Source organism: Planktothrix paucivesiculata PCC 9631, from assembly GCF_900009265.2.
In the GTDB taxonomy this organism is placed as follows: domain Bacteria; phylum Cyanobacteriota; class Cyanobacteriia; order Cyanobacteriales; family Microcoleaceae; genus Planktothrix; species Planktothrix paucivesiculata.
This window is the reverse complement of sequence record NZ_LR735025.1, coordinates 1-19,757: the sequence shown is the minus strand read 5'-3', so window position 1 is coordinate 19,757 and position 19,757 is coordinate 1. Positions and strand designations below refer to the sequence as shown.

At 39.7% G+C, this 19,757-nt stretch carries 19 protein-coding genes; 2 read left to right on the top strand and 17 right to left on the bottom strand.

Annotated elements, in window-relative coordinates; genetic code table 11:
* Window positions 1-100: 100 nt before the first annotated feature.
* The 4 genes from PL9631_RS20255 to PL9631_RS20240 all read right to left on the bottom strand — a co-directional run bounded on the left by PL9631_RS20255 (window position 101) and on the right by PL9631_RS20240 (window position 4,063).
* Window positions 101-721 carry an NADH-quinone oxidoreductase subunit J gene (locus tag PL9631_RS20255; protein WP_083623280.1) on the bottom strand — a complete coding sequence of 207 codons (621 nt, stop codon included), beginning with the start codon at window positions 719-721 and terminating at the stop codon, window positions 101-103.
* Between the two features lie 134 nt (window positions 722-855).
* Window positions 856-1,452: an NAD(P)H-quinone oxidoreductase subunit I gene (ndhI, locus tag PL9631_RS20250; RefSeq protein WP_083623169.1), complete on the bottom strand. Its 597-nt coding sequence runs from the start codon at window positions 1,450-1,452 to the stop codon at window positions 856-858.
* A gap of 173 nt (window positions 1,453-1,625) precedes the next feature.
* The gene (nuoH, locus tag PL9631_RS20245; protein ID WP_083623167.1) at window positions 1,626-2,744 is read right to left on the bottom strand and encodes an NADH-quinone oxidoreductase subunit NuoH; all 1,119 of its coding nucleotides are present in this window, start codon (window positions 2,742-2,744) and stop codon (window positions 1,626-1,628) included.
* Between the two features lie 146 nt (window positions 2,745-2,890).
* Window positions 2,891-4,063, bottom strand: a complete 1,173-nt coding sequence (locus PL9631_RS20240) for a citrate synthase (RefSeq protein WP_083623165.1) — start codon at window positions 4,061-4,063, stop codon at window positions 2,891-2,893.
* A gap of 155 nt (window positions 4,064-4,218) precedes the next feature.
* Here PL9631_RS20240 and PL9631_RS26835 point away from each other — a divergent pair, with 155 nt between their 5' ends.
* Window positions 4,219-5,901 (top strand): RNA-guided endonuclease TnpB family protein, encoded by a 1,683-nt coding sequence (locus PL9631_RS26835; protein ID WP_231516797.1) that lies wholly within the window; start codon window positions 4,219-4,221, stop codon window positions 5,899-5,901.
* Window positions 5,902-5,962: 61 nt separating this feature from the next.
* On the opposite strand, the gene sixA is transcribed toward PL9631_RS26835, so the two are convergent.
* The 4 genes from sixA to PL9631_RS20215 all read right to left on the bottom strand — a co-directional run bounded on the left by sixA (window position 5,963) and on the right by PL9631_RS20215 (window position 9,879).
* Window positions 5,963-6,457, bottom strand: coding sequence for a phosphohistidine phosphatase SixA (gene sixA, locus PL9631_RS20230; RefSeq protein ID WP_083623163.1), 495 nt, complete (start codon window positions 6,455-6,457; stop codon window positions 5,963-5,965).
* Window positions 6,458-6,499: 42 nt separating this feature from the next.
* Window positions 6,500-8,017: an Eco57I restriction-modification methylase domain-containing protein gene (locus PL9631_RS20225; protein WP_083623161.1), complete on the bottom strand. Its 1,518-nt coding sequence runs from the start codon at window positions 8,015-8,017 to the stop codon at window positions 6,500-6,502.
* A 63-nt stretch (window positions 8,018-8,080) separates the two neighbouring features.
* Window positions 8,081-8,731 (bottom strand): DUF3226 domain-containing protein, encoded by a 651-nt coding sequence (locus PL9631_RS20220; RefSeq protein WP_083623160.1) that lies wholly within the window; start codon window positions 8,729-8,731, stop codon window positions 8,081-8,083.
* A 2-nt stretch (window positions 8,732-8,733) separates the two neighbouring features.
* A complete protein-coding gene (locus PL9631_RS20215; protein ID WP_231516796.1) occupies window positions 8,734-9,879 on the bottom strand; it encodes an AAA family ATPase in 1,146 nt (381 codons plus the stop codon).
* 160 nt (window positions 9,880-10,039) lie between these two features.
* Between PL9631_RS20215 and PL9631_RS20210 the strand changes: the two genes are divergently transcribed.
* Window positions 10,040-10,822: an SDR family NAD(P)-dependent oxidoreductase gene (locus PL9631_RS20210; protein WP_083623156.1), complete on the top strand. Its 783-nt coding sequence runs from the start codon at window positions 10,040-10,042 to the stop codon at window positions 10,820-10,822.
* Window positions 10,823-10,900: 78 nt separating this feature from the next.
* Here PL9631_RS20210 and PL9631_RS26315 read toward each other — a convergent pair whose 3' ends face one another.
* The 9 genes from PL9631_RS26315 to PL9631_RS20165 all read right to left on the bottom strand — a co-directional run bounded on the left by PL9631_RS26315 (window position 10,901) and on the right by PL9631_RS20165 (window position 19,270).
* The gene (locus tag PL9631_RS26315) at window positions 10,901-11,029 is read right to left on the bottom strand and encodes a WD40 repeat domain-containing protein (protein WP_197046452.1); all 129 of its coding nucleotides are present in this window, start codon (window positions 11,027-11,029) and stop codon (window positions 10,901-10,903) included.
* Window positions 11,011-13,002: an NACHT and WD40 repeat domain-containing protein gene (locus tag PL9631_RS26310; RefSeq protein ID WP_197046451.1), complete on the bottom strand. Its 1,992-nt coding sequence runs from the start codon at window positions 13,000-13,002 to the stop codon at window positions 11,011-11,013. Before PL9631_RS26310 ends, PL9631_RS26315 begins: the two co-directional genes overlap by 19 nt.
* A gap of 352 nt (window positions 13,003-13,354) precedes the next feature.
* Entirely contained in the window at window positions 13,355-14,416 is a 1,062-nt protein-coding gene (gene argC / locus PL9631_RS20195) for an N-acetyl-gamma-glutamyl-phosphate reductase (protein WP_083623154.1), read from the bottom strand.
* A gap of 144 nt (window positions 14,417-14,560) precedes the next feature.
* On the bottom strand, window positions 14,561-15,754 hold the full coding sequence (locus PL9631_RS20190) for a tetratricopeptide repeat protein (RefSeq protein WP_083623152.1): 1,194 nt from the start codon (window positions 15,752-15,754) through the stop codon (window positions 14,561-14,563).
* 345 nt (window positions 15,755-16,099) lie between these two features.
* Window positions 16,100-16,705: a fasciclin domain-containing protein gene (locus PL9631_RS20185; RefSeq protein ID WP_083623150.1), complete on the bottom strand. Its 606-nt coding sequence runs from the start codon at window positions 16,703-16,705 to the stop codon at window positions 16,100-16,102.
* Between the two features lie 27 nt (window positions 16,706-16,732).
* The gene (locus PL9631_RS20180) at window positions 16,733-17,287 is read right to left on the bottom strand and encodes a fasciclin domain-containing protein (RefSeq protein ID WP_083623148.1); all 555 of its coding nucleotides are present in this window, start codon (window positions 17,285-17,287) and stop codon (window positions 16,733-16,735) included.
* A 131-nt stretch (window positions 17,288-17,418) separates the two neighbouring features.
* Window positions 17,419-18,222, bottom strand: coding sequence for an MBL fold metallo-hydrolase (locus PL9631_RS20175; protein ID WP_083623146.1), 804 nt, complete (start codon window positions 18,220-18,222; stop codon window positions 17,419-17,421).
* A gap of 37 nt (window positions 18,223-18,259) precedes the next feature.
* Entirely contained in the window at window positions 18,260-18,847 is a 588-nt protein-coding gene (locus PL9631_RS20170; protein ID WP_083623144.1) for an anthranilate synthase component II, read from the bottom strand.
* 3 nt (window positions 18,848-18,850) lie between these two features.
* Window positions 18,851-19,270, bottom strand: a complete 420-nt coding sequence (locus PL9631_RS20165; RefSeq protein WP_231516800.1) for a diacylglycerol kinase — start codon at window positions 19,268-19,270, stop codon at window positions 18,851-18,853.
* Window positions 19,271-19,757 lie beyond the last annotated feature (487 nt).

Sequence of the window (19,757 nt, the reverse complement as noted above, 5' to 3'; positions counted from 1 at the left end):
TAATGGGTAATAGAAAGAGTTTACTTCCCCTGCTCCCCCTGCCTCCCCCTGCTCCCCCTGCTTCCCCTGCTCCCCCTGCTCCCTTTGCTCCCATGCTCCCCTACTCGGCTTTTTCAGCGCGCTCGCTGGCCACGGAAATCAACTCCCGGGGGCGTTCCTGTAAGGTTAAAACCGGAGGTTCACTTTTTTGGGTGGGTACAAGATCAGAAATATAATCTCGACGGGCAAGAATAATTGCCCCGACCATCGCCATTAATAAAAACACCGAGGCTAACTCAAACGGTAACAGGAAATCACTAAAAAAGTGTTGCCCAATTAATGTAACTGAACCGCCCACGGGTTCAACAATCGGAGTAATTAACCAAGAAGTCGATAAGACCATACTTCCTAAAAGGGCAAATAATCCCCCGCAGACAATGGCGGTTGCCCCCTTACGCAGCCAGTTTAAAGGAAGTTCTTTAAAGGTTTCTCTCTTGTTAACTAACATAATCCCAAATAGGATTAGAACATTCACCGAACCCACATAAATTAAAACCTGGGCGGCGGCGACAAAATCAGCATTCAGGAGAATATATAATCCCGCTATGCTAATAAATACACCCCCCAGTAAAAACGCAGAATAGACGATATTTTTGAGCAGCACCACACCTAAAGCTGTGCCAATCATCATCACGGCTAATAAGCCAAATGCAACAATTTGAACCCCTTCTGCTAAATTCACAATTTCATCCTTATCAGTAATGAGTTTAATCAGTGTAGAGACGTGCCAATAGCCTTCGGCATCGCGCACGCCCGGGCGCGCCTGTACCAATCATCAGTTAGTTATCAGTGGTTAGATGCACTGATGTACCAGCGTTAATCCTGATTGTCTTTTAACTGTTGTTCAATAATCGATTCCGGGCGTAACCCAGGTCTAACAGCCGTTTCCGGTAAATCATGGGGGTCAATTTCCCCGGCGGGTAAATAAGCGAACTCCCGCAACGGTGTGACCATTGGATCATTAGTCACCTTATAGGGTAAACGTCCTAGGGCTACGCTGTCATAGTTCAACTCATGACGGTCATAGGCAGCTAGTTCATACTCCTCCGTCATCGAGAGGCAATTAGTGGGGCAGTATTCCACACAGTTTCCACAGAAAATACAGACTCCAAAATCAATACTGTAGTGTTTAAGCTGCTTTTTCTTGGTTTCCTTGTTGTAGTTCCAATCGACAACGGGCAAATTGATCGGACAGACACGAACACAAACCTCGCAGGAGATACATTTATCAAATTCAAAATGAATCCGTCCCCGAAACCGTTCAGAAGGAATCAATTTTTCGTAGGGGTACTGAACGGTAATGGGGCGACGACGCATATGGTCAAACGTAACCCCAAGCCCCTGGCCGATATATTTTGCAGATTGAAAGGTTTCCTTCGCGTAATCGGTGACTTGGTTCAGAAACTTGAGCATGATGTCTCCCTCTAACAGTTATCAGTAAACGGTAATCAGTTATCAGTAAAGAAAAAAATCAGTTTTAAGTGATCTGCAATCAGTAGTTCAGACGAGCGTGGGTAATCAGTAGCTTTCAAATTAAAATCTTACACTGATTACCGATAACTGATTACTGATAACTGCTACTCGCTTTATCCACCAAAAGCAACGGGGAACACCAACTTGAGTGCCGCCGTTAATAGTAAATTGACTAAGCCAACAGGTAATAGGAATTTCCAGCCTAGATTTAACAATTGGTCAATCCGAACCCGAGGCAATGTCCACCGGAGGAGAACCGCCGTAAACACTAATAGATAGGCTTTTAAAACCGTCATGGTGATGCCTAACATCGCCAAAATAACCTGTAACCAGGGTGTGGTTTCACTCAATCCCAAGACCCGGACAACTACATCCAAAGGAATCGGGAAATCCCAACCCCCCAAATATAAGACCGCCACGATTAGAGCCGACAGTACCAAGTTGACATAGGACGCTAAATAATACAGGGCAAACTTCATCCCCGAATATTCGGTCTGATAACCGGCCACCAGTTCTTCCTCGGCTTCCGGTAAGTCAAAGGGCAAGCGTTCACACTCAGCCAGGGCTGCAATCCAGAAGATCAGGAAGCCCACGGGTTGACGCCAGATATTCCACCCTAGAATGCCATAGCCAGACTGCTGATTCACGATATCCAAGGTACTCATACTATTGGAGATCATCACCACCGCCAGAACCGCTAAGGCGAGGGGAATTTCATAGCTAATCGATTGGGCAACGGCTCGTAAGCCTCCTAATAAAGAATATTTATTATTAGAGGCATAACCAGACATTAACAACCCAATCGGTTGAATACTAGAAAGGGCAATCCAGAGAAAAATGGCGGTACTGAGATCCGTAATCACCATGTTTTGTCCAAAAGGGACAATTAAATAGGACAAAAACACGGGAATCGATACAATAATCGGCCCCAAGGTAAATAACCAGGGGTCGGCATTAAAGGGAATCGTATCTTCTTTAAACAGTAATTTCAAACCATCGGCTACGGGGGCTAAAATCCCCATGGGGCCCATATATTCAGGGCCAATGCGCTGTTGGGCTGCGGCGGAAATTTTTCGTTCTAGCCATACCGTGCCTAAAACACCAACGGTGGCAGAGACAATCATTAATCCCATGGGTAGAGGGAGCCAAAACAATTTAGCCATCTCTAACGTTAGGCCCAGACCGGTGAGGCCCTCTACAAAACTTGCTTGTAAATCAATTCCTGGATTCATGAAATCAGTTATCAGTTATCAAGTAATCAGTTAATCCGTATAATCAGCGATCAATCTTTGCCGTAAACCAGTATAGCGTTTGACTGCCCTGAAAACTTTAGCCTGATCGGGTGAAAATTCAGTTTGAACAGGCCGATAAAAAGGGTTTACAGGGTTTCTGCTTCTAGGTTAATTGCACAGGTGCGTTCATGAATCGGAACATAGGTTTCATTGTGGGAACCGGTATAGATTTGAGTGGGACGGAAGATCCGGTTTTTGGTAATTTGTTCTTTCCAGTGGGCTAACCAACCTGAAACCCGGGCGATCGCAAAAATCGGGGTAAATAGATCGGAGGGAATATCTAACTTGCGGTAAACCAGACCGGAATAGAAATCAACGTTAGGATAAATGCCTTTTTCCCCTAAACGATCGGCCACAACTCGTTCTAATTCCAAAGCAATTTCATAATATTCGTCATGGCCAAACCTTTCAAATAGCTGTTCTCCTAGTTGTTGCAAAATGGTAGCCCGGGGATCTTTAACTTTATAAACCCGATGTCCAAATCCCATGATTTTTGATTTGGTGGCAATCAGATGATCCACATAGGGGCCAACATTTTCCACCGAACCAATTTCTTCTAGCATCGTCAAAACCTCCTCATTCGCCCCGCCATGCAACGGCCCAGCTAAGGTTCCGACCGCAGAAGCCACCACCGCATAGGGATCGGTGAGGGTGGAAGCTGTCACCATGGCTGAGAATGTAGAAGCGTTGATCGTGTGTTCCGCATGAAGGGTGAGACAAACATCGAAAACCCTTGCCGCGATGGGATCGGGTTCCCGTTCCTTCAACATATAAAGGAAGTTAGCGGAATAGTCCAAATCATCCCGGGGTTGTACGGGATCGTTCCCCTTTCGCATTAGTTGGAAAGCTGCAACCATGGTAGGAATTTTGGCCAGTAACCGGACAACGGCTTCTCGAATATATTCGGGATTATCTAAGGCCCGGCGAGAATAGAATAGTCCTAAAGCGGCTGCCGAAGTTTGTAAGGCGTCCATGGGATGTCCGGTTTCCGGGAAACATTTCATCATGTCCCGAATCCGATATTTAATCCGTCGATGGTAGCGGATTTCGTGTTCAAATTCGACTAATTCTTCTTTAGTAGGAAGTTTTCCCCAGATTAGCAAATAGGAAGTTTCCAGAAAGGTACTTTGGTTAGCCAGTTGTTCAATACCAATGCCGCGGTATTCTAAAATTCCTTTTTGTCCATCAACGTAGCTAATCCCAGACAAGGTAGCCGGAACACCCTCAAGACCGGGTTTAAATTCACTAAGGGCAGTCATAGAAGTTTATGTATGTGTGTGGATATTTATCAAGCTACATTACCAGAAGCATTAATAGTGTTTTCGTTTTGACCAAAAAAATGGGATACAAGCCTCGCCCTTCTAGGGCGACTTTATTTTTGTTATGATATTGCCGTAGAGTTTTTCCACGTCAAATGATAGTCCTAGAGTTTAAGGCAAAAGGGAAAACAACTCAATACGCTGCTATAGATGAAGCGATTAGAACTGCTCAGTTTGTACGCAACAAGTGTATCCGTTTTTGGATGGATAACCGAGGCGTAGGACAGAAAGAGCTTTATCGCCATAACACAGCATTAAGAGCCGAATACCCGTTTGTTAAAGCCTTAAACTCTCACGCTTGCCAAGTTGCGGTTGAAAGATCATACACTTCAATTGCTCGTTTTTACGACAATTGTAAAAAGCAGGTTTCCGGTAAAAAAGGTTATCCAAAATTTAAGAAAAACAACCGTTCAGTTGAATATAAAATTTCTGGATGGTCACTTTCTGAAACTAGGAAGCAAATCACTTTCACAGATAAAAAAGGGATTGGTAAGCTAAAACTAAAAGGAACGTGGAACTTAAACTACTACCAAATAGAACAGATAAAACGAGTTAGGTTAGTGCGTCGTGCTGATGGCTACTATGTTCAGTTTTTAATTAAAACTGATATAAAAGTAGAGGTTAAACCAACTGGTAAAACTATTGGTTTAGATGTAGGACTTAAGGAGTTCTACACAGATAGTAACGGACATACAGAACCCAATCCCAGATTTTATAGAACAGGTGAGAAACGGTTGAAATTTTATCAACGTCGCGTTTCTCGCAAAAAGAAAGGCTCATNGGTTGAAAGATCATACACTTCAATTGCTCGTTTTTACGACAATTGTAAAAAGCAGGTTTCCGGTAAAAAAGGTTATCCAAAATTTAAGAAAAACAACCGTTCAGTTGAATATAAAATTTCTGGATGGTCACTTTCTGAAACTAGGAAGCAAATCACTTTCACAGATAAAAAAGGGATTGGTAAGCTAAAACTAAAAGGAACGTGGAACTTAAACTACTACCAAATAGAACAGATAAAACGAGTTAGGTTAGTGCGTCGTGCTGATGGCTACTATGTTCAGTTTTTAATTAAAACTGATGTAAAAGTAGAGGTTAAACCAACTGGTAAAACTATTGGTTTAGATGTAGGACTTAAGGAGTTCTACACAGATAGTAACGGACATACAGAACCCAATCCCAGATTTTATAGAACAGGTGAGAAACGGTTGAAATTTTATCAACGTCGCGTTTCTCGCAAAAAGAAAGGCTCTGCCAATCGAAAAAAAGCCATTAATAAATTAGGCAGGACACACCTTAATATAAGTAGGAAGCGTGAAGAACGCGCCAAGAGAATAGTGCGTTGCGTGATCAAATCTAACGATTTAGTAGCCTACGAAGATTTAAGGGTTAAGAATTTAGTCAAAAATCATTGTCTTGCTAAATCTATTAATGATGCTGGTTGGTATCAATTCAGGAAATGGTTAGAGTATTTTGGTGTTAAATTTGGTAGGATAACTGTTGCCGTTAATCCATCTTATACTTCTCAAAATTGCTCTAGTTGTGGTACTATAGTCAAAAAATCTTTATCTACTAGAACACATATTTGCCAATGTGGATTTGTACTAGATAGAGACTGGAATGCAGCAATTAATATTCTGAATTTAGCCTTGGGTACGGTAGGTCATACCGGAACCTGGATTTTTAATCCGAACGCTTCGGGAGACTTAGCCTCTACTGTTTTAGGTGTAAACCTATTGCAGCAAGCCGAGTCATTGAACGAAGAATCCTCGTCGCTTTAGCGCGAGGAGTGTCAAAGGATTTTGTTATATCCCTGGTGACATCTGGACTGCCCTCGGTGGTTTAAGGTAACAAAAATCTAGGGGGAGTCAGCCAGAATAGTTGACTATTACCGATGAGAGAAGTGGGGGGGAGAGTCATTCCTATAATTCCGGCTTTTTTGACAATTAGGGTTCCTTTGGCGTGTCCCCAAATTAATAATTCTGCCCAATGTCCTAAATTGGGTTGATGTCCCACCAAGGCTAAACTTTTCCCCCCGGTGGACTGCCACGTTTGATACCAAGTGATCCAATCCTCAATATTGCCCTCGGGAGCTAAGGCGGCAAATTCTTCTACTTGAGAGGATAATCCCACGGTTTTGAGGATATCTGCGGTTTGACGGGCGCGAATCAGGGGACTGGTGAGAATTTGATCGAATTGTAAGTTGAGTTGTTTTAAACGAGCGGCAATTTGGTGGGTTTTGCGATCGCCTTCTGGGGTTAAAGGACGTTGATCATCGTTTTCGTAAGTTCCCCGTTCTGTCGCCATTCCATGACGAATTAAATATAAATCAGTCATAATTTTTTTTAGAAAAAGTGAAACTCAAGGCAAGACTGCTATCTAGGATATTGTTGCCCCGTATATATCATAAAAGTATTTATTCAATTTTTGCAAATCTTCATCATTAATAATATTAGACTTAGATAATACGACTAGCCGTTCTACTTCTTTTGATATTGTTATTAATAACTGTTTTTGTGGTATAATTAAAGGTATTTTCTTGATATAATTTGCAGAATTATTGGCACTTGTATTGATGGTTCTAATCAGATTATTGCAAACTTTACTATTAAAAAAACCCAGTAAATAGTAAATTAAATCCTGGTAATCTGGGCGCGGAAATATTCCCACAATAGACTGATCAAATAATCTCCCATCAATCAATGATCCCGTAATTGAGGAGGAGGAGATCATCGGTACAGCAATTCCCTGACGGAAATAAAATTGGGAGTTCTGAAATCTGGCTTTCTGCTTATTAGTAACTTTATAATCATTAACTGCTTCTTCTCCCCAGTCCATAAACCATTCTGATTGTTTGTAGAATCTTTGATTACCACCCTTGACAATTGGAACCCAATAACAATTATTTTTGATGCCATTCAGGGGGGGATTAATAGAAAGATTATCTTTACAGATTCTCTGATTCTCTATAATAGCATATTTTTTAGTTCCCCTAGTAACAAATGGCGATCGCCTTAAATACTTGCCATCATTACCCGAATAAAAACCCGTCACCACAAAACAAATATCACCTACTGTTAGACTATCAGAACTCAGAGCTTGAGAAATCCAGTCTTTCGAAGACAGAAAAAAAGCATGGGATGGGTTGTTAAAAAGCTGATGGTAGGAAAGTCTACAAACTTCATAATTTTTCTTGGCTTTGGTTAATAATTCTGTAAGCTCTGACGGTGAATGCAGACCATTATATACAGGAAAATTATAGTCAATATTGGGTTTTTCCTTGACAATAGATATTATACTTAAACCCGCATAGCCAAAGTTGACACCCGGGAAAAAATCGGAAGGAAAAAGCGTGATTGATTCTATTTTATAATTACTAATAATTTCTTTTCGCAAACCTTGATGATGATGGAGTGATAAATAGGTATCTGGAATAATAAAAACCAGGTGTCCCCCCTGTTTTAATAATTCCAGCGTCCGAATTAAAAATAAACTGTAGGTTTCCTTAGCGTATATATTAGGATAGACTGTTTTTAATTGCTTTCTTTTTTCCGGTGATTGATAAGCCCCATAGGGTGGATTTGCAATCACTCTATCGAATTTTTTGTTAGTGATTGCCACAATAAAATCTTGATGGATAATTTCAATATTTTTGAAGTTATTGTATTTAATATTTAATTGATTTACAGCATCAATATTTAACTCATAAGCAGTAATTTCTGGTGTTAATTGCTGTTTTAATAACTCATCAATAAACACACCCTCACCCGCACAAGGTTCAAGCACGGACATATTATAATCACATTCGAGAAGTCCTACCATATAGGAAGTAATATGATCACAATTCGTGTAATAGGATTGGAACTTATCTTGCTTTCTATTTGTGGGAGCTACCATGATAGATACTTAAATACACATCCCATATTCCTTGATTTTTCAAGGTTTTTAAGTTGCCCTATATTACAAGTCATATAAGCTCTTGAACCAATTCACAAAAGGCTGTGCTTTAGCATGATTTGGGTCGAGAATTTTCTGCATAACAGCATTATGTAATTGTTGTCCTGGTTCATCTTGCCATGCTAACCAAGTATATATACACGCCTTATCAAAATGAGAAGGGATAAATTTGGCATCTTTATTTTTAGCTAATTGAGTAACTTCTTGAGCATAATTCCAAAGCAATTCACTTTCATCTGGAACCAGATAGGCGAGAAAAGTCTCTAACATACCTGTTGTTTCGTTGTCTGGCATAATCCAAACTCCAAATTTAATTCCTGCACTCGTAGAATGGATTAAACCTGATTTTGGTAGCTGTAGAGGAATATCAGGAATACTTTTCAAACAAGCATTTCTCACACTAGCCCAGCGAGCATTCAAATCATCATCTGCATCTACTATTAGCCCCAGTGCAGTAAGTCCAGATGCTTTCAATTCAGTAGAAATAAAATCTATATCTATAAATTCATCACCGCCATACGGTTCAATATAAACCACTGCCGTTTCTTTTTTTTCTCCCCATTTAATCCCATTTTTTTCCATTAACTCCGGGATCACTCTTTTATCTTGCTCACCCTCAACAATAAGTTTTTTAGGAATATATTTGCTTACCATTACTAACGCACCTCAATACCTCTGTTCGCAGCAATAACAATTTCCCGCTCATTAAAAACTATACTTGCACTCTTATCTCGCTCTATCCGTTGAATTGTAATCCCGTTTTCTTCTGTATCTTCTTGACTGGCAAGACTGGCCAAGCTAGTCCAACAATCACTGCTATGTGTAGTTGCAAATACCTGTACATTCAGCCTTTTTGCTGCCCCCCAAATCAACCTCCACATATCAGACATAGTGCTGAAATGTAATCCAGTATCAATTTCGTCAACAAATAAAACTCCATCTGCCGCGCCTACAGTTGCCAGTGCAAGTCCTAACATTCGCCAGATGCCATCTCCCATACTGCCAATAGGTACTCGTTGCTCTTGACCACGGAGACGCACAACAAATCCGTCTCGCGATTCTAAACGCAATCGGGATTCTAAACGCATATTCTTAGAACTAACTGAAGCAATACGCTCAATATTAGGATCAACTATCTGAAGTGCTTCTTGTAAAAGGTTTTCTTCAGGTGTTAAAACAATCTCCTCAAACAACTCAATCATTTTTTGGGCTGTTAATGCAGATGAGTTAATAAATTGCGTTTTTATTTGATTTTTTTTGGCAATACCTATAGCTCTAAAACGACGTATGTATTCATCATCTAATCCCCCATTTATAGATAATGGGCGATCCCAAATTTCCTCATTTTCTCCATACATCCATTTGATAGTAAATTCTAGTACGCGATCATCTAGCCTACCATCAAAATCTTCATTTTCAAAAATTGTTAGCTGGTCGGCAGCATCGGTATGCAAACCATCGCGTCTCGGAATTTGAAGTTTTATTGATGCAGTAAAACTTTCTGATATGTTAGCATTCACTCCTGACACTGAAAACTGACTACCTGGCTCAATCTCATGATTATAGAAAAGGTGACGTATATCAAGCTCTCGTCGGGGTCTCCTTATATCTTCGGCAACAAAATATTCACCCCGCTTTCTCATGGTTTCGATCAGGGGTTCAAGATTACTGCGTGAACATAGAAGTTGAATTGCTTCAAGTATAGATGTTTTGCCGCTGTTATTAGTACCAACTAATAGGTTCAATCTACCAAGGTTTTGAAGCTCGAAAGATGGAAACCCACGGAATTTATCGATTTTCACAGTTCTGAGCATAAAAGCAGGTTTGCATCAACCAATATTTGAGAGTATTAAAACTGAACTTATAATTGGTATTTTATCATCAAAACAGTCTCAATAGCAACAAAATATTAAGAATGCGTTACAATAATTGACTAGAAAGTGATTCTAGGATAGAAAATTAATGAAAACTGCGTTAATTACAGGAGCGTCTGTTGGTATTGGGGCGGCGTTTGCCAAGGAATTAGCATCTCGGAAAATGGATGTGGTTTTAGTAGCTCGTTCTCAAGATAAATTAGAACAACTTGCTGAACAATTGCGATCGCAATATAATATTAAAGCATACATAATTCCTCAAGATTTGACACAACCAGGGGCCACACAATCGGTTTTTGATAGTATTTCCCAACAGGGATTAACCATTGATTTACTGATTAATAATGCGGGATTTGGAGATTATGGAACCTTTGCCGATCGTCCCTTAACTAAACAAGTGGAAATGATTCAGTTAAATATTACGGCATTAGTTGAACTGACTCATTTATTCTTAAATGATATGAAAAAACGGCGTTCAGGTGCGATCGTTAATGTGGCTTCAATTGCAGGTTATCAACCCTTACCCTATTGTTCAGTTTATGCGGGAACAAAAGCCTTTGTTTTGAATTTTACTGAAGCATTATGGGCGGAAAATAAAGACTCTGGCGTGAGACTTTTAGTGGTCTGTCCTGGCCCTACGGAATCTAACTTTTTTGTCGCGGCAGAATTTCCTAAAACCCTTTCCGGCGTTGGACAAAATTATGCCACGGCGGAGGAAGTTGTTCAAGACACATTAAAAGCCTTAGAAAAAGACTTTTCAACTTTAGTAACGGGAGGATTCACTAATCAATTTATTGTGAATTTACCTCGATTTTTCCCTAGAGATACTATTGTTAGTTTAGTGGAAAAACAGTTTAAACCTAAGAAATAATCCCGTTGTTGGGCTTTAGCCCTCCAATCTTTGTGCTAAAGCCCAACAACGATTTATTTTGAGCGAATGTTGGATTGTTTAAATTGCTCTAGTTTGACTGGGGAGAGGAACTTGCTGCCAAATTTTAATCGTATTATCCTCACTACCACTGATAATAAACTTCCCATCTTGACTAAAAACAATAGCCCTTACGCAGATAAACGCCACAGTTTCACGGTGTTGTCATTGCTGGCGCTGGCGATAGTTTTGCCATCGGGACTGAGGGCAACGTCCCATACAATATCAGCATGACCTGTGAGAGTACAGGTACATCGCCAAGGTTGCACCCCTGCTAAATACTCGCGCAGTAAGTCGTGAATGAAGCGATACCGCCCTCCCACTTGTTGGATGAGGGGACGTTCGGCGGCGTAGCTGAGAAAGTCAACGTAGTTGAGAGGAGTAGCTCCACTACACCACAAGACAAATCGCAAAGTGTAGTGTTCAATGACAGCCATGTCACCACCCAAAAAAATACTGAAAACTAGCGCCAGACCAAAGCCACTGATTAAAGGAAGACTCCAAGCTATAGTGTTGTTAGTTTCTGCGGGTTCTATTTCACTATTACTCAGCCCGGAAATCAGGCCGAAAATCAGCCCAACCATTAGCCCAACCTTCAGCCCCAAAATCAGGCTAAAAATCAAGCCGAAAATCAGCCCAACCTTCAGCCCCAAAATCAGCCCCAAAATCAGCCCAACCATCAGCCGATAAATTAATTTATATTTAGACGATCCGAGTAAATCAGGCTGCATTTTTTCCAACAAGAATTCCGCTTGATTCCGTTCTCTCAATTGTCGCGCTAACCACTGTAACCACCGTTTGGTATCTTTAGCAGAATAGCGACTGTGGTTTTTTTCTAATTGTCGATCAATATAGGCTGCTAATAATTGATTGCGACTATCTTCTAAATATTGTTGATTGTGGCGTTGTCTCCCTAAATTCGGCTGCAAATATCCCTCTGGATAAGCCACCGGAATTAAATGCAGCAATAAAGGAATTTTCGCTAATTTCAGTAAACCTTCGGGGTCAGTTTGAATTGATTGCCATAAATCAGCCCGATTCAGTTCTTGTAGGTAATTTTTAATCTGTGCATCGGTCAAAGGCTGAATGCTAATCGCCCAGCGTAACTTCTCAAAATTTACCTCACCCGTTTGATATTCTTGCACTCGACAACAAACCGCAACTTGCAAATCTGGATGTTCTTGTAAACATTGATCTATCTTAGTGATACACTGAGTTTGCTGCGTTAAACCCAATTCATCTAAACCATCTAACAACGGCAATAACTGACCTGTTTTAATCCAATTTTTAGTCTCGCTTTCAGGAATCTTGAACCGAGAGTTTAAGTCAGCCGCCAACCAATCAGCAATCGATAATTTATCATCTTTCCAGCTAGAAAGTTCAAAGATAAAGGGAATAATTTGATTATTAGGTTCTTGTGTCTTTGCCAGCAAATCCTTAGCTAATTCTAATAAAGTAGTCGTTTTGCCCGAACCCGGATCGCCTAAAATTAACAGTCTGCCAGCAATGTCAGAGCGGTTAAAAATATTAATAACTTTTTCTGTTTCTGGTACTTCAGTTTGAGTTTTTCCAAACAATGATAATATATTCCATTTTGGTTTATTCTTAGGTTTTAAGGGTTTTAAATTTTGAGGTCGATTAACTAATTCGGGTTGATCTTCTGTTAACAAATCAATCTTAGTCTGATAATGGAGATTATCTTGCAAACGTTTCGCTACTTCCGTTTTCATCACGTTTAGCAAAACTTGGCGCGAGTCTTTCCCCCCGTTTACTGGTGCAGGCGATTTATTACCCCGCCAAACATCAAGACATACTATCAATACGGGTAAAATAGTTCCTGCAACAAATAGGAATAAAAAAGCCAAACCAACATATTGAATTAAATTTGTAGGTAAAAGACTACTTTTTAGTAAGCAAAATAAGACTACACTACCGATTATCGGCACGAAACCCACTAACCAATGTGGACTATTTGTTTCGGCAGGAGAAAATGAGTTAGTTGATTGACTGCTGAGAAACCCAATCAGAATAACCGAAGCAATAGTTAATCCCAAAAATATATTAGTATCAATATTGAAATAGTCTAAAAAAAAGGCGATCGCATTCGCCACATTACCGCCCAAAACACTAACTCAAGCAGAAATAATAGTTTTGCTCAGTAGGGATTTTTTTATATTCCAAATGAGTTAGACTACCTGAATTGTCAATGAAAATATTACAACTGAATTTATAATTGCTATGTTATCATAAAAACAATCTCAACAGCGACGGAATATTAAGAGTGCGTTACAATTATTGACAAGAGCTATCTAACAACAAGGATTAACGATTGATTTACTGATTAATAATGCTGGTTTTGGAGATTATGGAGCCTTTATTGATCGTCCCTTGGAAAAACAGTTGAAACCGAAAAAATAATCCCGTTGTTGGGCTTTAGCCCTCCAATCTTTGTGCTAAAGCCCAACAACGTATGACTTAAGGATAGAAACACAATTGGGGTAAACCCAAGGTTTCTTCCCAACCCATCATAATATTCATACACTGCACTCCCTGTCCGGCTTGACCTTTAATTAAGTTATCAATAGCCGACATAACGATCACTCGTCCGGTACGTTGATCAACTTCAATTCCTAAGTAACAAAGGTTAGTTCCACAAGCCCATTTTGTTTGGGGATAAGTGCCACCAGGTAATATTTTAACCAGGGGAGAATTGCGATAAAAGGCTTTATAAATGGTAATTAAATCCTCTCTAACTAACCCTGGATCTCGTAAAGTTGCATAAACCGTGGCTAAAATTCCCCTGACCATGGGCATTAAATGGGGAGTGAATTGAACTAAAATATCATGTCCGGCTAAGTCACTACAAACCTGTTCAATTTCTGGGGTATGACGATGATGACCACCGACACTATAAGCCCCGATTGAACTATCAGCTTCGGCTAATAACATATTAACTTTAGCCTGTCTTCCTCCGCCAGAAGTGCCTGATTTAGCGTCAATAATTGTGGTATGGGGATCAACTAATCCCTGTTTTAATAGAGGAGAAATAGCTAATAAACTTGCTGTTACATAACACCCCGCACAACCAACTAATTGGGCTGTAGATAGGCGATCGCGATACAATTCAGGTAAGCCATAAACGGCCGTTGCGGCGATCGCTTGATCCGTGCGTTCTCCCCCATACCATTTTTTATAAATGTCTAAATTAGAAAATCGATAATCCGCCGATAAATCTAATACTTTACATCCTTTTTCTATTAATTGTGGCGCCATGGTATAGGCTAAATTATTAGGTAAGGATAGAAAAACAATTTGACATTTAGAGGCTATTTTATCAATATCAATAGGTTCGATCACTAAATCCACAGATTCATTCAAATGGGGATAGAGACTACAAAAGGGTTTTCCGGCGCTACTATCCCCGCCTAAATAAGCAATTCTGACCAGGGGATGATCCTGTAACAAACGCACCAACTGCACACCACCGTAGCCCGACGCCCCCACAATACCGACGGGAATCCGTTCTGCATTAACCATATTACCTAACTCCTAGAAAAATGATCTAATCCGTTCGACAATCCTTCGACATGGCTCAGGACATGGCTCAGGACAAGCTTTTGCTGCATGATAGCTGATTATGGAAAAGTTTGGAAAAATGTTTTGGAATTTCTCTAGGATCTCTCAAACTCGAAAACCCATTTCCCCGAGTTCCTGACGCAAACGTTGGGCTTCTGGGGAGTTATTTTGTTCGTGTAATTCTATGGCGGCTTTAAACATCATTGAGCTATCGTTGAGTTGCCCAATTTGTAGTAATAGAACTCCTAAATTTTGGAAGGTTTCGGCTGAATTGGGATTGAATTCTAGGGCTTTTTGATAGGCGGCGATCGCTTCCCGATAGGCTCCCATTGCCCTCAAGGTCATGCCTAAATTATAATAGGCGATCGCTAGACTTGGATCAATTTCTATGGCGGTTTGATAGGCAATTTTTGCTGATTCTAGTTCCCCTTCTTGTTTGAAAATATTGCCTAAATTATTATAGGCTCCTAGCTTTAATTGTGGTATAATATTAATATCAACGGCGGTTTGATAATGCTGTTTGGCTTGGGTAAATTGTCCTTGTTTACTATAGGCTATTCCCAAATGATAATGGAGTTCATATAAAACCCCATCTTCTCCATTACTCTCTTGAGATAATCCTAATTTCAAGAGTTCAATTCCGCGCTCTAAGTCGCCTATTTCAACGTATAAAGCCCCCAATTTACTCGCAGCATAGGCGTCCGTTGGATGTTCTGCTAAGTAACGCTCCATGGCTGTTTTTGCCAGTTGCCATTTATTCCGTTTGGCGATCGCTTCGGCTTGGTATCCATCATGTAAAATAGCAACTTGGGGTAATGTTCCGATTTGCCATTGCGGTTTTTGGCGAATTAATTCGGTTACGCTATCATCTACCATGGCATGATAGGGACGGGAAAAACAGATTTGCGGATGATTTCTAAACAGTCGAGAAACTAAGGAATAAGGGGACTGACTGGCGCCAATTTCCTGTCTAATTAAGTTAACTACAATTAAATTACGATTTTCCATAATTTGATGCAGTTGCGCCCCAATTCCAGGGGCTAAAACTTCATCGGCATCTAATACTAAAATCCACTGTCCGGTGGCATAACTTAGCGCCGCGTTTCTGGCTTTGGCAAAGTCATCACACCAATTAAAGGAATGAACTTTGGCCCCAAATTGTTGAGCAATTTTTGGGGTTTTATCCGTTGACCCCGTATCAACAATAATAATTTCATCAACAATTCCTTTAACACTGTTTAAACATTTTGCTAAAGTTTCTTGTTCATTCTTAACAATCATGCAAAGGCTTAATTTCATAAATATAAATTTGGTTATTTAGTAGATAGAAGGATTTGTAGGGGCGGGTTCTGTATTGATTTCTGTTTCCCGCAGATAATCTTGAAAAACCCGTCCCACTCCGCCTCAATATGTCATCAGTTTATCATTTGTAGGGGTGGGTTCTGTATTGATTTGTATTTCCCACATATCAGCTTGAAAAACCCGCCCCACCCCACCATTAATATTCAATTGATAATTAATTCTACGGGTTTAGGTAGATTTATTGTACATATCCAAGGTTAATTCGGGACGGGTTTAGGTAGATTTATTGTACATATCGAAGGTGAAGGCTAACCCGCCCCTACAACTGATAACTATTTTAACTTATTGAGGTAGAATTAATATTTGGTCAATGACATGAATTACCCCATTACTTGCCGGAATATCAGAATCAATTATCGTGGCATTTCCTACCTTAATTTGATTTTGCTTTGTCTTAATAGTAACAGAATCTCCTTCCAAAGTTTTGATTTTCCCTGATTTTAACTCCGTTGTTGTGACTTTACCCGGAATTACATGATATTCTAATAATTCCGTAAATCGGTTGAGGTTTTGCGATTTTAGAATAGCATCTAAAATTTGTTGCGGTAACTTGGCTAAAGCTTCATCTGTGGGCGCAAAAATGGTAAATTCTCCTTTTTTTAAAGCATCTAATAATCCAATCGATTGTAAAATCATCCCTAGGATTTTAAAGCGCCCATCGGATAAAATAACCGTGGCTAAATCTCCGACCACACCTTGAATTACTTTCGGAGAAATAGGAATTTGAGCTAAATCTTGGCTAGGTTGGCGACAAATTAGTTCGGAATTAGCAGACATTTGAACTTCTGCGGCGACTCCGGGGGAAATAGTTCCTAATGTCAATAAACCCAAAAGACTGATAATTCTTAAACTTTTGCCTTGGGTTTGATTTTGTGTTAACGTTTTCATGGTTTTATCATCTGTGAATTATTGAAATTATTCAGGTAAAATCACGGTATCAATCACATGAATCACACCATTTCTAGCAGGAACATCGGCTTTAATTACCGTTGCGTTATCAACTTTTACCGATGAACCTACTTGAATTTCAACCGTATCTCCTTCTACGGTTTTAATTTCTCCAGATTTCAGGTCAGTTGATAATACTTTTCCGGCGACCACATGATAGGTCAAAATTTTAACTAATTGTTCTTTATTTTCCGGTTTGAGTAAGTTTTCTAAAACTCCTGTGGGAAGTTCGGAAAAGGCTTTATCAGTGGGTGCAAATAGGGTAAATGGCCCGTCCCCTTTAATCGTATCTACTAAGTCCGCCGCTTGTAATGCTTGGGTTAGAATTGTAAACTCACCCGCGCTAACAATAGTATCAACAATATCCAGGGAAGTTGTAGTCGGAATTTGAGTAATTTTGGTTGAGTTTGTTAAGGTGTAATTATGCAGTTGAGCTTGAACAGGTAAAATCCCGAATAGCGTCAACCCAACAACACCTACAAACCCAGCGATTAATTTTTGCGAGTAATTTTGAGTGGTCATAATAGTTACAAAACATCAATAGGGATAGTAACCTTAACTGTCTATTTTTCCCTATATCAAAAGGAATAAGAATCTATTTTTTTCCTTTTTAAAAGGGTATAGACAGTCAAAATTATTAAGGCAACTTTCAGTTAACTTTTAGGAGTAACATCAAAGTTATAATTTAAGACGTTAATTATCGGCCCTTGTTTCGGTAAATTATCTGCTGTTAATGTCAGTGTATCGGTTTCCTTCCTTTGTATTGATGTTCCGGCCATTACAGATAAAAAATTATCAACGGATTCAAGATCACAGGCCGTTACATCGGCCGCCAAGGTGCGATAATGGGTGGGGATAACTATTTTAGGATTGAGAAATTCAATGGTTTTTCTAGCTTCTTCTGGATTATAGGATTTTGTTCCTCCTCCCACCGGAATCAACATTAAATCAGGACGACCGATTAAAATGCGTTCTTCCATTCCCAATGGCCCAGCTAATCCACCTAAATGTAAAATTTTAATTCCCGCTTGTTTCCACAACCAAGCTACATTTACGCCAAATTGTCGGCCATTAAATCTGTCTTTAATTGTGCGAATTCCTTGAATTTGATTCCCATTAAATTGATAAACCCCAGGTTCATATAATAAAGCTGGATTTCCTGTAAATCCTTCGGTCACGCCCTCATCTAAAAGACGGCTACTAATTAAGATTAAATCGCTTTGAACTTCTTGGGGACTGCGATAACCTGCGGTACATCCAATTGGGCGAAAAGGATTAACTAAAATTCTTAATCCTCCTCCGGTAAATAAAAAAGAAGTATGTCCTAACGATTTTACAGTTAAGGTATTTTCAGAAGTAGATTGTGCGGAAGAACTTTGCCATTGAGACGTTAACCCAGTTGCTAAGGTGGTTAATAGTGTTGTAGTTGTTAATTGAATTAATTTTCGCCGTTTCATATTATTTAGGTTGACCTATCAATAGATTAAATGACAATTATATTCGTTCTAGGAAGTTTCTTAGAAGTTGTTTTCCATTCTGGGTCAAAACGCTTTCTGGGTGAAATTGTACGCCTTGAATGTGGGGATAGTCCCGATGACGAACCCCCATAATTGTCCCATCTTCTACCCATCCGGTAATTTCTAAAACATCGGGACAGGTTTCTCGTTCAATTACTAAGCTATGATAGCGAGTTGCGGTTAAGGGATTCTCTAAATTTTCAAACACACCAACACCTGTATGATGGATAGGAGAAGTTTTTCCGTGCATTAGTTCGGGTGCAGAAATAATATTACCCCCAAATACTTGACCGATACTTTGATGACCTAAACATACGCCCAAAATGGGTAAAGTCGGCCCCAATTCTCGAATTAATTCTAGGGAAATTCCGGCATCTTCGGGACGACCTGGCCCCGGAGAAATAACTACTGCATCGGGTTTCATCTGACGGATTTGTTCTAGGGAAATCTGATCATTTCTAAATACCTGAACTTCAGCCGCAATCGGTAATTCTTGCCCTAGTTCGCCTAAATACTGAACAATATTGTATGTAAAACTATCGTAATTATCAATAACAATAATCAATGGTTAAACTCCTGAAACTATAACTTGAATCCAGATGAATAGCGGGGGGAAAAGTAAGATTACCGCTACAAATAATGCCACTAAAGCGGAGATTAAAACCGCCGCCGCCGCACAATCCTTAGAAATTTTGGCTAAATCATGATAAGACTGACCGACGGTTAAGTCAACCACCGATTCTATGGCTGTATTCAATAATTCCATAGTAATAACCGCACCAATGGTCAGGCCAATAATGGCAATTTCCACCCGGGTTAACTGCAAAAAAAGACCCAAGCCAATTGCTAGGGTTCCTATGATAGTATGAATCCGAAAGTTTCTTTGGGTTCTAAAAGCATAACTAATTCCTGTCCAAGCATATTTAAAGCTAACCCATAAATTAGAAGCGATTTTCCATGATAGTTCTCGGTCATATTTTTTTCCCATCGCGTCAGAGAGGTTGGGCTGTTCTGATTTTTTTCCCTGAGACAGAGCAACCAATGATGAGTTAGGAAATTCTGAAATAGAGGGTTTGTTTAAGTGCATTACTATATATATCCTTCATTTGTTACATTTTTAACCACATTCAGTTTTCATAGGTGTACTGCAAGCAATTTATCATAATTTTCTAAATCTGTAATTTATCGAGCTACTAAAATTCGCGGTTGTCATCCGAGGATAGACAAAACTCATAGTAGTTTTGCTACCGAGTTAAATGGAGCATCCGTAAAATTACTTACCTGTGTTTTTGAGATTCTGATTTCCCTCAGTCAGAGATAAATAGCCCCCGAAGGGTTCAGGGATGACCTATTCCCCAGACTGTACAGATCTTTTATTTTAAGTCAATATAACAAATTTAAACAGGACTTACGCAAATTTGGGGATGTAACCCTAGATGTAGGGGTAATTCATGAATTACCCCTACTATTGATAG